The 12,199-nt window shown below is 64.0% G+C and carries 12 protein-coding genes; 4 read left to right on the forward strand and 8 right to left on the reverse strand.

Annotation, left to right across the window (positions count from 1 at the left end):
* Positions 1-80: 80 nt before the first annotated feature.
* Both JQ631_RS13090 and JQ631_RS13095 read right to left on the reverse strand, forming a co-directional pair.
* Positions 81-563: a hypothetical protein gene (locus tag JQ631_RS13090; protein ID WP_212326696.1), complete on the reverse strand. Its 483-nt coding sequence runs from the start codon at positions 561-563 to the stop codon at positions 81-83.
* 136 nt (positions 564-699) lie between these two features.
* Complete coding sequence (locus JQ631_RS13095; RefSeq protein ID WP_212326697.1) at positions 700-1,032, reverse strand: hypothetical protein; 333 nt, start codon at positions 1,030-1,032, stop codon at positions 700-702.
* 633 nt (positions 1,033-1,665) lie between these two features.
* On the opposite strand from JQ631_RS13095, the gene JQ631_RS13100 reads away from it, so the two are divergent.
* Entirely contained in the window at positions 1,666-3,210 is a 1,545-nt protein-coding gene (locus JQ631_RS13100; RefSeq protein WP_212326698.1) for a peroxidase family protein, read from the forward strand.
* A 144-nt stretch (positions 3,211-3,354) separates the two neighbouring features.
* Here the strand turns inward: JQ631_RS13100 and JQ631_RS13105 are convergent, their stop codons facing one another.
* Together JQ631_RS13105 and JQ631_RS13110 are read right to left on the reverse strand one after the other, a co-directional pair.
* Positions 3,355-3,570: a hypothetical protein gene (locus JQ631_RS13105; RefSeq protein ID WP_212326700.1), complete on the reverse strand. Its 216-nt coding sequence runs from the start codon at positions 3,568-3,570 to the stop codon at positions 3,355-3,357.
* Between the two features lie 236 nt (positions 3,571-3,806).
* Positions 3,807-4,199 carry a hypothetical protein gene (locus JQ631_RS13110; protein ID WP_212326702.1) on the reverse strand — a complete coding sequence of 131 codons (393 nt, stop codon included), beginning with the start codon at positions 4,197-4,199 and terminating at the stop codon, positions 3,807-3,809.
* Between the two features lie 341 nt (positions 4,200-4,540).
* Between JQ631_RS13110 and JQ631_RS13115 the strand changes: the two genes are divergently transcribed.
* Complete coding sequence (locus JQ631_RS13115) at positions 4,541-4,771, forward strand: hypothetical protein (protein ID WP_212326704.1); 231 nt, start codon at positions 4,541-4,543, stop codon at positions 4,769-4,771.
* Between the two features lie 157 nt (positions 4,772-4,928).
* On the opposite strand, the gene JQ631_RS13120 is transcribed toward JQ631_RS13115, so the two are convergent.
* Positions 4,929-5,447 carry a hypothetical protein gene (locus JQ631_RS13120; protein WP_212326706.1) on the reverse strand — a complete coding sequence of 173 codons (519 nt, stop codon included), beginning with the start codon at positions 5,445-5,447 and terminating at the stop codon, positions 4,929-4,931.
* 231 nt (positions 5,448-5,678) lie between these two features.
* Positions 5,679-7,226, reverse strand: a complete 1,548-nt coding sequence (locus JQ631_RS13125) for an acetolactate synthase large subunit (protein ID WP_212326708.1) — start codon at positions 7,224-7,226, stop codon at positions 5,679-5,681.
* Positions 7,227-7,513: 287 nt separating this feature from the next.
* Here JQ631_RS13125 and JQ631_RS13130 point away from each other — a divergent pair, with 287 nt between their 5' ends.
* On the forward strand, positions 7,514-8,092 hold the full coding sequence (locus JQ631_RS13130; RefSeq protein WP_212326710.1) for a L,D-transpeptidase: 579 nt from the start codon (positions 7,514-7,516) through the stop codon (positions 8,090-8,092).
* An 83-nt stretch (positions 8,093-8,175) separates the two neighbouring features.
* The gene (locus tag JQ631_RS13135) at positions 8,176-8,991 is read left to right on the forward strand and encodes a DUF2927 domain-containing protein (RefSeq protein WP_212328592.1); all 816 of its coding nucleotides are present in this window, start codon (positions 8,176-8,178) and stop codon (positions 8,989-8,991) included.
* A gap of 54 nt (positions 8,992-9,045) precedes the next feature.
* Here JQ631_RS13135 and JQ631_RS13140 read toward each other — a convergent pair whose 3' ends face one another.
* Together JQ631_RS13140 and JQ631_RS13145 are read right to left on the reverse strand one after the other, a co-directional pair.
* Positions 9,046-10,173, reverse strand: a complete 1,128-nt coding sequence (locus tag JQ631_RS13140) for a threonine synthase (RefSeq protein ID WP_212328593.1) — start codon at positions 10,171-10,173, stop codon at positions 9,046-9,048.
* A 62-nt stretch (positions 10,174-10,235) separates the two neighbouring features.
* Positions 10,236-12,149, reverse strand: coding sequence for a winged helix-turn-helix domain-containing tetratricopeptide repeat protein (locus tag JQ631_RS13145; protein ID WP_212326712.1), 1,914 nt, complete (start codon positions 12,147-12,149; stop codon positions 10,236-10,238).
* Between the last annotated feature and the right edge of the window lie 50 nt (positions 12,150-12,199).

Consider the following 12,199-nt stretch of genomic DNA (forward strand, 5'->3'; position numbering starts at 1 on the left):
CGGTTTTGGAGTGATCGCCGCGCCACTCGCCTGCAGTCCACCGCAGTGAACCGCGCCGGGTGACCTGCGATCATCTTTCACTATATCTCAAGTTCGACGAAACGGCGTAGCTTGAAGACCAGGTCGGGCAGCGCCTGACGGAACCGGGTCGCGTTCTGGAAATTGGTCGAGAACGGCGCGAAGGTGATCATCGCGTTCCAGTGGCGATAGCCGTAGACCGTGACCGAGACACCGGACGCCGGAAAACCCTCGATCTTGCGCAACTCGCCGAGCACGAGTTCGGCAATCGCTGCCGCGGGCAAACGTCGCTTGCCGTCGGACGTCAGCGGTTGATTGACAGGCGCGGCCGGCTCCGGAACAGCGGCCGCGTCGTCGGACGCATCCTGGAGCTTGGGCGATTCCGCTTCCGGGATCTCGGGCACCGCAGGAACGGGCTCGCTCGCCGGCGCGGCCGGCATGAAGTCAGCAAGCGGCGGCGGGCTTGCGGCCTCTGCGCGCTTGTTGCCTCCCAGGATGCTGCTGATCATGGCCACAAGGCCAGCATCCTTTGCGTCGTCACTCATCACGGCTTCCCCCGGCTCGGCCTACTCTAACATCGGCACCGTAGACTGCCACAAGGGCCGCGCGTCAGATCAAACCATCACTCCTGCATGGCTCCCTGCTCCGCCGCGACAGCACGCCGCGCCGCAAGACGATCGGTCATTGCTTCTCGAACGGAACGTATTGCTGATACTCCTTGGGCACCGAGCTGCGGTAACGCTCCGGCACGGTCCCGGTATCCATCGAATGCTCCATCTCCTGCCGGGTCATGGCCTTCGGCGCCGTCTTCTTCGCCGGCTTCTTCTCAGCGCTTTTCTTCGAAATAGTCGACGGGCTCGATGTGTCGGAGGCTGTGCCCGGCGGTGTCGTGGTCGTCGGCGCGGCGGTTGCAGCCGGTTGCGTGGTCGCCGGCGTGTTCTGCGCCAGCGCGAGCGGTGTCTGCATGATGAGCGCCAGTGCCGCAGTCGCGGTCAGCAAATATAATTTTTGCATCAGAACCTCCAATATACCTGAACCCCAATGGCAAGGGCGTCGTCCGGCGCGATCGACGCGTGCAAGTCGACCGAGGATAGGCGGGACCACGCCCGCAAACTGTGGCCGAGATCACATGCCCACGACGGCTTGCCGCATCATAGGCGCTTGCCGGGCACGACGCACGCTCCGATACCGGGGCGCGCGCGACAACGCGTCGGATGCCGCCTCGAATACGCAAGGGCCTCGTGGCGACTTTCCGGCAGGTCGGCCGATCGCGGATCACTCCGCGTTACGCATTCTCGCAAGCCTCAACGATTGACGGCGCGGCATGCGCGCACCGACACAACTTTCACGGGAGCATGAAATTCGGTACGGCATCGGCCTCGCTGATTAGGTCGGCGAGGCTGACATTGCCTCGCATCGCCGATGTCGATGACGAGAATGTTATTCAGCATCGACACGCGAAAAATTCGCGAAGCACATCCACAGCTTGTTCGCAACGCTGCCTCACAAAACCGGATCGACGTCGCGCAATGTGTGAAGCAGCGCATTGCGAGGCAAAATTCAGCGATCTAGCTTCACATGCATATCCTATGACGAACAATTTTAGATTTAGTTGCTTGCCGTCGTCACTTTTCATGGAGGTCCTTTATGAGCAGTCGTCACGCTATTGCGCCCCGCGGTCTCAACGCCACCCGTTCGCCGCTGTCACAAGGCCGCTTCGGCCGCATGTTTCGCACTCTGACACCGGCTAAATTCGGCCCGAACGAAGCCGACAACATCGCCAACCTCGCAGCGCTCGCCGACAACATGGTCGGCGATTTCGATCCGCCCAAGGACGGCCCCGACGCCGAGGAGAGCGGAATTCCCGCGCTCTACACTTACTTCGGTCAGTTCATCGATCACGACATCACCTTCGATCCGGTGAGCTCGCTGACCAAGCAGCAGGATCCGGATGGGCTCGTCGACTTCCGCACGCCCGCGCTCGATCTGGACAATCTCTATGGCCGCGGTCCGAACGACCAGCCCTACATGTACGACAGCAGCGGAAAATTCCTGCTCGGCGATCCCCTGACCGGCACCGGCGTCGCCAACGCCGTCGACCTGCCGCGCTTCAGGGGACGCGCACTCATCGGCGACCCCCGCAACGACGAAAACAGCATCGTCTCGCAGTTCCAGGGATTGATGCTGCGCTTCCACAACCGGATGGTCGACGACAATGACGGTCTCTCCTTCCAGGACGTGCAACAGCGCGTGCGCTTCCACTATCAATATGTCGTGCTGAACGACTTCCTGCCGCGCATCGTCAATGCCACCGTGCTGAACGATCTCAGGACCGGCGGCCATTACGATCGCGGCAAGCTCGCCTATTATCACTGGAAGACGTACCCGTTCATGCCGGTCGAGTTTTCGGTTGCCGCCTACCGGCTCGGACATTCCATGATCCGGCCCGGCTATCGGCTCAACGACGCCGACAACATGCTGCTGCAGATATTCCCCGATCCGAACAATCCCGACAACAACGCGCTGACCGGTTTCCGCGCGATGGGGCCGGGACGCGCCATCGACTGGGGGCGGTTCATCGACATCGACACCCGCGCCTACGGCGTCGAGGACGACAGCACCAATCCCGACAACAAGCGGCGCCTCCAGTTCGCCTACCGCATCGACACCTCTCTGGTCGATCCGCTGCGCAAGCTGCCGCCGGAGGTCGCCTCCAATCCGTCGTCGCTGGCGCTTCGCAATCTCGAACGCGGCTGGCGACTCGGGCTGCCTTCGGGCCAGGCGGTCGCCAGGGCGATGCACCAGACGCCGCTGACCGACGAGCAGATCATCGTCGGCCGGGCCGTCGATGATCCCGATCCGTCCGGCGACCCGCAGGTTCCGATCGCGTCGATTGCGAACGGCATCTTCAAGGGTAATTGCCCGCTCTGGACCTACATCCTCGCGGAAGCGGCCCAGTTCAAGACCGCCGTCGCAGTTCCGGCCACCGGCGCCCCGGCGGGCGGCGTCAACACGCCTCAGCTCGGCCCGGTCGGCGGACGTATCGTCGCCGAGGTCTTCCTCGGCATGATGTTCGGCGACGCCTCCTCCGTGCTGTCGCTCGATCCGAACTGGGCGCCGGTGACCGGTCCCGCTTTCGCGCTGAAGGATCTCGTGACCTACGCACTCGGCCAGGGCGCACCGCTGCATTGAACTATTGACGATGACCGACGAAGGCCGCCTGCGTCATGCCGGCGGCCTTCAGCTAACGATGCTGAGATCAGTCCGCGGGCTGCCTCGTTCACCTGCGAGCACCAGTAGCCGAGGTGTGATTTCAATGGGAGTGCTTTCGCTGTCTCAGGGCTGCAGCAATGACAGGAGCCTTTGACGATCCTGATCGCGCAGGCGCTGGCAGTCTCGCAGCCGTTCCAGCTCCTTTTCAGCGTTGACGGTATTCTGACCATCCTTTTTCAAGTCGAGAACGAGCCGCTCCTGTTCTGCAAGCTGGCGTTCTCCTGCGACCACATCTCGTTCAACACGGCTCAATTCATCATAGATCGAAGTTCTGTCCATCGAAGCACTCCACGTGCTCGATCAACCCCGATCGGCGTTTCACCGTTCCTTCTCTTCTGCCGTTTTTTCCCGATCATTTTGACGCTAGCGGGAGAAATGGACTCAACCGCGAGTGTACGTGTCGGCGTCTCAGGCGAAGATCAGAGACGGGCCTATGAGCAGCCCATGTCCAGTCGGACGTGAAGAAGACCAAGCGCATCCTTCGTCGCGTCGGCGCAATCGGTGCTTGAAGAAACTCATCGCCGCCGGTTCATGAGCCACAGCGCGCCCGACGATCCCGCGAGCGTGACGACCATCATGAGAACGAGCCCGGCGGACATGACGGCATCCCCTGCTGCCGCCAGTGAGCTGCCGCCCCCGCCCACGAGCATCAGCAGTGGAATGGCCACAAGCGGGCCGCCGAGCTGGGCGGCAAGGAAAGCGCCGAGAAGCGAGACGACGATGTTTGCAATCCAGCCGAGCACACCCCGTTTTTTCGTCCATGCCTCGTGGACGGCGATCGCCAAAGCGGCGGCAAACGTGGCCGCCGCAATCACCAAGCCCCCACCGACGGCATCCATCGGAATCGCGCCGGCCATCTGCAGAACCACGATGCCGATCACGGCAATCAGCACGATGATGTATGGCATGAGGTTCGTCCCTGCTGCTCGGTCGGAGGCGACTGCCGGCATGCTCGCGTGGCAGGCTCGCCTCCTCTCACGATTAGTTGCTGGGAATCCTTGTCCGGTTCATCCGCGGAGCTCGAACGGCCTCCGAACCCAAAGCCGCTGCGTGCAAATGTGCGCGGCCGATTGGCTTGGATCAAAGCGCGCTTTTTGTCTGGGAGTCGCCACAGGGTTGCAAGACGTGCCTGACCAGCCGGCCTACAATCCTGGTGAGTGGTGAACTGTGAACTGCCTCACTTCACCACTCCACCGATCAGGATATCTTCCTAGACGGCTACCCCGGTGCCCGAGCGACGGAGGATAAGATGCATCATTCGTTCTACTTGTTTTTGCCGCTCGCGCTCGCAGCCACGCCTGTCATGGCACTCGAAGTCCTGACATCAGATGCGAAGCGTTCGGCGATAGCGGCAGAAGCGAGATATCGGATCCTGATCCGCGTCGCGGGCGCGCTGACTATATTACTGGTCGTATCAAGCCTTATGACATTCCATCCCGAGCTCGGCGCAATCATCGCGGAGTATAATCAATTCTCATAACCGTTCCGTCGAAATGATGCCTCGGGATTGAAGCCTCCGACAGTGAGCCGCAGCCACGAGCCGTTGAAGCAGCATTGACGCGTTTATCCGGCAGCAAACGCCCAAGCGGATCGACGACCGCCTTATCTCGAAAGTCCGGCGTCGGTGCGCAGATGCGCTAATGCGCCGCCGCGAGGCCGCTCTCCGCAAGCCGCTCCGCGAACCAGAGCGACTGCGCCTGATCGACGACGCCACTCACATAAACTTCCGAAATCGTCACGCTGTCCTTGTCCAGCACCAGCAGCACGCCCATCCAAAAGGCGAACCAGACATGCGGATCGGTCATCGCCTTCAGCTTGTGCTGATCGTGCTCCAGCGGCGTGTGATTGCTCGCCTTGCGAATTTCAACGCTGAGCAGATTGTTCGGGATCTCGCGCTGGTGCACGACCACGTCGGGATAGATCGACTTGCCGAGATGATCGTCGGTCGAGATGATGGTACCGTGCGGCAGGTGCAGCGTGCGCTCGCCGAGCCGGTCGTAATTGCAGTCGACTGCCCAGCCCTGGAACTGCCGCTCGAGATAGACGGCGAAGCGGTGCGTGATCGCGCGCTCGCCGATGTCCTTCTCGAACAGGAATCCCTCGTGGGCGTAGAACTCCCGGAGCGCCGCGATTATCTTGTTCAGCTCGGTCTGCATCGTGCCCCCGCCCATCACGCGCCCACTCGCGCCGCTATCAGACCTTCATGGTGAGAGCGCGGAACGCGCCACACCAGCAATGTCGTCCCGGCGAAGGCCGGGACCTATGCCGCGAGATCCACCGAGGGCGCGCGGTGCGCCTGCCGGACCTCGAATCTTCGTCAAATCTCTCCCCGGGGTTATGGGTCCCGGCCTTCGCCGGGACGACGTCCTGAGAGAGCTCGGCCAGCCCTACATCTGCACTTCGATCAGCCGCGGTCCCGGCTCGGCGACGGCCTCGGCCAGCGCCTTGTTGAACTCGTCGGCATTGGTGACGGCGCGGCCCGGCACGCCCATGCCCTTGGCCAGCGCGACGAAATCGAGCGTCGGCCGATCGAGGCGGAGCATGTCGTTGGCGCGCTGGCCGGGCTCGCCGGCGCCGACATTGTCGAACTCGCCGCGCAGGATCTGGTAGATGCGGTTGGCGAACACAATGGTGACGATGTTCAGGTTCTCGCGGGCCTGCGTCCACAGCGACTGGATCGTGTACATCGCGCTGCCGTCGCCGACCATGGTGATGACCTTGCGATCGGGGCAGGCGATCGCGGCGCCGATCGACAGCGGAGTCGAGAAGCCGATCGAGCCGCCCATGTTCTGCAGCCAGTCGTGCGGCGCGGCTGCCGCCGTCGGCGGAAAGAAGCCGCGGCCGGTGGTCAGCGACTCGTCGACCATGATCGCGTTCTCGGGGATCGCACAGGCGATCGCCTGCGCGATCGAGGCGAAGGTGAGCGCGCCGGTCGGCTTGACGAGTTCAGCCGAGGCATGTGGCTTGACGTCCCTGGCGCTGGCCTTCACGGCGCCGGCGAGCGCTTCCAGCGCCGCCACCGAATTCTCGCCCCAGGAGGTCATGCGATGGACCTCGCAGCCCTCGGGCTTGAGCATGCTCGGCTTGTTCGGATAGGCGAAGAACGCCACGGGATCATCGGACTCGACCAGCACGATGTGACGGAACCTGGCCAGCATCGGCAGCGCGTTCTCGATCACATAATGGATGCGGTCGATCGAGAAGCGGCCGCGGCCGCGCGCCATCTTCGGGCGGAAGGTCGGGCCCATCACGGTGCAGCCGGTCTTGGCGGCGATGCGCTCGGCCAGCGCCAGGCCCTGCTCGCTCAGCGCGCTGCCAGTCATCAAGAGCAGCGTGCCCTCGCCGTCGCCATGCAGGATCTTTGCGGCCTGCTCGACCGCCTGCGGCGAATAGCTGGCGCGCTGCTGCTCGGCCGGAACCTCGGCCACGCCATCGGCTTCGTTCCAGGCGGTGTCGGCAGGCAGGATCAGGGTTGCGATCTGCGGCGGGGCGCTCTTGGCGGCGGCGATCGCGGCGGCGCCGTCGGCGGCGACCGATTTGGAATTCGGCGAGGTGCGGACCCAGGACGACATCGGCCGGGCCAGGCCCTCGATGTCGGAGGTCAGCGGCGCGTTATAGTCGATGTGGTAGACGGCGTGCTGGCCGACGATATTGACGATGCCGGAATTGGCCTTCTTGGCGTTGTGCAGATTGGCGAGGCCATTGGCGAGACCGGGGCCGAGATGCAGCAAGGTCGAGGCCGGCGTGCCCTTCATGCGGAAATAGCCGTCGGCCGCGCCCGTCACCACACCTTCGAACAGGCCGAGCACGCAGCGCATGCCCGGCACGCGGTCGAGTGCCGCGACAAAATGCATCTCGGAGGTGCCCGGGTTGGTGAAGCAGACGTCCACCCCGCCCTTGACCATCGTCCGCACCAGGCTTTCCGCACCGTTCATTCTATCTGCTCCCGCAACCGGCCCATTCCAGTGATCCGTCCGATCAATCATTGTTCGCGGGCCCGGTCAAAGCAAGAGCCGGCATTGCCGCCCTGCCCCGCATGACAACCCGCCGGCTTGGCTAATGCTTTTTCGACAAATTGGCCCTGGTTGGCGATTTGGTAACGCCGCCCGTTAACGATGACCTGTCTGTTAGGAAGGTTTGCCTCACGGGGCCGTGGCTTGCGGAATGCCCGCAAATATGGCCTGTGGCTTCTGTTGAATCGATTTTTTTGCTGGGGGAAACAATGATCCGGTTTTTTGCCGCGCCGATCACCGCAATCGCGCTCTTGCTGGCTGGCGCAGCCGACGCATCCGCGGCCGGCATGATGGACTTCACGGGCACCAGCTCCACCGGCTATCTCGGCGGCGGCGGCGCGAGCCCGATCCCCCGCACCACCGTCATGTACAACGGCAACTATGCCCCCGGCACGATCGTGGTGAACACCGCAGAGCGCCGGCTCTATCTCGTGCTCCAGAATGGCCAGGCGCTGCGCTACGGCATCGGCGTCGGCCGTGACGGCTTCCGCTGGGGCGGGGTGCACAAGATCACGGCCAAGAAGGAATGGCCGGAATGGACGCCGCCGTCGCAGATGATCGCCCGCCGGCCCGACCTGCCGCGCCACATGAAGGGCGGCATCGAGAACCCGCTCGGCGCCCGCGCGATGTATCTGGGCTCGACGCTTTACCGCATTCACGGCTCCAACGAGCCGGAGACGATCGGCCAGGCGGTGTCCTCGGGCTGCTTCCGCATGACCAATGACGACGTCACCGACCTCTACGGCCGCGTCGGCGTCGGCACCACCGTGGTCGTGCTCAACAACTGATCCCCGAACACCGCGGGAACCCTTCATCCGCGTGAATTTGCGGACTTGTGCGTCGCCGGCGAATGCGGCAGCGTTGCGTGACGATGCGCGCTTTCAACCTGCCCTCGGCCGCCTTTCGCTTCGCCCTGCTGGCGTTTGCGGCGCTCACTTGTCTGCCTGATGCCGCACCCAGGGCCATCGCCGGCGAGCTGCCCGCGATCGCCTCGCGCCAGCGTGCCGAGAAGAAGAGCTTTACCGACGCCGAGATCGTCGACGGCTTCTTCAAGACCGCCTTCGGCGCCGAATACCACCTCGCGGGCCGCGTCGACCGCATCCGCAAGTTCGACGGACCTGTGCGCGTGTTCGCCGAGACCGATCGCGCGGATCGCAAGGCGCAGCTCGCAAAGGTCGTCGCCGACATCGGCAAGCGCGTGCAGCATCTCGACATCGCCATGACCGACGTCAGCGAGGCGGCGAATGTGCGGGTGAAGCTGGTGCGCGATCGCGACCTCTACCGCACCATCACGAGCTTCTACGGCGCCGAGAAGGCGCGCGAGATCCGCACCTCGCTCGATCCGCAATGCCTGTCCGGCTTCCGCAAGAACGAGCAATACGAGATCGAGCATTCCGACGTCATCCTCACCGTCGACAGCAGCGACTTCACCTTCCTCGACTGCGCCTATGAGGAAGTGCTGCAGTCGCTCGGGCCGATCAACGACACCGCGAGCGTGCCGTGGACGATGTTCAACGACAACGTCTCGATGGGCTATTTCGACGTCTACGACCAGTACATCCTCAATCTGCTCTACGACCCCCGCATCAAGGCCGGCATGACCGTGCTGGAGGTGAGAGCGGTGCTGCCCGAGGTGCTCGCGGATGTGCGCGCCTGGGTCAAGCAGGTGAACAATCTGAAGGAATAGACTTTACGAGCCCCCTCTCCCCTTGTGGGAGAGGGGAAGACGCCGTGCTGCGTCCTATCCTACGAGATCGGCGACGGTGGTCGCGGCCTTCAACCCGGTGCCGGTGAGGACCGCGACCGTGGTCTCGTTGGCCTTGATGGCCCCGTTGGCCGAGAGTTTCTCCAGCGCCGCAGCCGCGCTGGCGCTGGTGGGCTCGGCGAACAGGCCCTGCCGCGCCAGACGGCGCAGCGCGGCGACGATCTCGTCCTCGGTGAGCGCAACCGTGCCGCCGCCGCTTTCGCGCAAGGCGCCGATGATCTCGCGCAGCCGCAGCGGAGACTTGATCGCGGTGCCCTCGGCAATGGTCTTGTTCACCTCGCGCGCCACAGGCGTATCGACGCCGGCCTTGAAGCTCGCATCGATCGGCGAGCAATTGAGCGGTTGCGCGGCGAACAGGCGCGGCAGCTTTGCGATCTGTCCCGCCTTCAAGAGCTCGCGGAAGCCGAAGGCGCAGCCGAGCAGGCTGCTGCCGGCACCGACCGGGACGATGACGTTGTCGGGCGCACGAAACCCAAGATCTTCCCAGATCTCATAGGCGAACGATTTGGTGCCCTCGAGAAAGAACGGCTGCCAGTTGTGGCTGGCATAGAAGGTCTGGCTCGACTGCCTGATGGCCTCGGCCTCCGACTCCTCGCGCGGCCCCTCGACGAGCTGGACCTCGGCGCCGTAGGCGCGCACCTGCGCGATCTTGGCCGGCGAGGTCGAGGCCGGCGCCAGGATCTTCACGCGCATGCCGCCGGCCGCGCCAAGCCCGGCCATCGACGAGCCGCCATTGCCGGAGGAGTCCTCCAAAATGGCGTTGACGCCGATCTGCCGCAGGAAGGATAGCATCACCGCGGAGCCGCGGTCCTTGAAGCTGCCGGTCGGGTTGAACCATTCGAGCTTGAAGAACGGCCGCAGATCGCCCCACGCCTGCTGCACGAGCGGCGTGCAGCCGGCGCCCAGCGAGATCGGGTCGTTGATCTCCACCGGCAGCGATGCCCGGTAGCGCCACAGCGATCGCGTGCCGGTGTCGATATCCGCGCGCGAGATTCCTGCCCCCGGCGTCACCAGCAGCGGTGTGCGCTCATCCGAGCACCAGCGCGGCTCGTGAAGCGGATAAAGCTTTCCATTGCGTGGATCGATGTAGCTGGCGGCAGACATACTAGCTGAAGACATGGCGCACTCCGAAAACGAGGCCGGAGCCGTAGGATATGTCTGATTGCCTAGGTTTTGCCTAGTCCGATGCGGTGCATGAGGTCCGTGAAACGCGCATCGCTGCGGATGGAATCGAAGGCGGGGCGCAGCAGGATCGAGGGATTGAAGCGGGCCTCGTAAGCCTTGTCGAGCCAGTCGAGCGCGGCGTCGCGATCGCCAAGACCTGCATGGATGAGCGCGATGTTGGCCTGCGCTGATGGATATGTGTCCGCGTGCGCCGCCATGTCGGCAGCAATCCTGAGAGCGTCCTCCTTGCGGCCGGAAACGGCGTAAGCGTAGGCGAGGTTGGAATCGAACACGCTGCTGTGGCCGGAGATCTCGATCGCCTTGCGGAACTCGGCAATCGCCTCGTCGAAGCCACCGAGCTGAACCAGGGCCTGGCCAAGCTCATAATGGCCGACGGCGAATCCTGGATCGAGCTCGAGCGTCTTGCGGCTCTGCGCGACCGCCGCGGCGAAATCCCTGACGATGCAGAGCGCATCGGCGATGTCGGCGCCGATGATGAGGGAGAGCGGATCGAGGCTTTGCGCCTGGTTGAATTGTTGCAGCGCCTCTGATGTCTTGTCCATCAGCATCAGATGCCAGGCGTACCAATGATGTGCGGTGGCGTAGCTGGGGCTGAGGCGGATGGCGGCCTCGTATTCGGACGCAGCGACGTCCCAGTCCCAGCCGTAGAGATCGAGCGCGAAGGCAAGCGAGGTGTGGGCTTCGCCGAGCGTGCCGTCGAGCTCGAGCGCCCTGCTCGCCGCCGCGGTCGCCTTGGAGAATGCCTCCGTGGTCGAGAGCACGCCGTATTCCCAGTCGCCGGCGAGTGCATAGGCATCGGCAAGGCCGGAATGGGCCTCGGCATAGGAGCGGTCAATCTCGATGGCCTGGCGGAAATATTTGATCGCGGACCTGAGACCGTCGCCGGTGCGCTTGTTCAGGAAGTAACGGCCCTTCAGGTAATCTTCGTAGGCCAGCGGATCGACGCTGCGGGCCTTTTCAGGTGTGGCGCGCTCGCCGTGATTCAGCGTGGCGCGCACCTGCCCGGCCACGGCACGGGCGACACGGACCTGAAGCGTCAGCGCATCACGCACGTCGCCTTCATAGCTGTCTGCCCAGACCCGGCTGTCGTCGCTCGCGTGGATCAGCTGCGCCGTGATCCGCACGCGCCCATTCGCGCGCATCACGCTGCCTTCGATGACAGCGTCGACATTGAGCTCGCGCGCGATGGTCGCGAGCGATTTGTGCGCGCCTTTATATGTCATCGCCGAGGTGCGCGAGATCACCCTCAGTGCATCGACCTTGCCGAGCTCCGTGATCAGCTCGCCGGTCATGCCGTCGGCGAAAAAATCCTGCGACTGAACTTCCGAGGTATTGATCAGCGGCAGCACCGCAAGCGAATGGATCGTTTGCGGCATCTCGCGCCAGCGCGAGAGCCAGGCCAGCAGCGCCGCGGCGAGAAGCACGATCAGGCCGATCGAGGCGAACAGGCCATGCCGGCGCCTGACAACGGGCGGTGCCGGAGGCGCAACCTGCGGCTCCGGCGGAGGCGGATCGGGCGCGCGCGCGGGACTTCCATCGATCATGACGGTGACATCGGCGAGAAAGCGATACCCCCGGCGCGCCACCGTTTCGACGAAGCGCGGGCTCTCCGCGGAATCGCCGAGCGCCTCCCTGATCTTGCTGACGGCCTTGTTGAGCCCGTGATCGTAATCGACCACCGTCTGCGGCCAGAGCAGCGTTCGCAGCTCCTCGCGCGTCACCACCTCGCCCGGACGTTCCAGCAGCGCCGAGAGCAATTGGAACGGCTGCTCCTGCAAGCGCACACGCCTGCCGTTCTTGACCAGCTCACCGCTGCGCTGGTTCGCCTCGAACGCGCCGAACTTCGTGCGTCTCGCCGTTGCGGGTCGATCGATCAATTCCGGTTCGTGCAGCATGGAGGTCTCGTCGAAGCGTTGGGGAGGTGTGACCGGAAGCCGCTGATTTC

This window comes from Bradyrhizobium manausense, from assembly GCF_018131105.1.
In the GTDB taxonomy this organism is placed as follows: domain Bacteria; phylum Pseudomonadota; class Alphaproteobacteria; order Rhizobiales; family Xanthobacteraceae; genus Bradyrhizobium; species Bradyrhizobium manausense_B.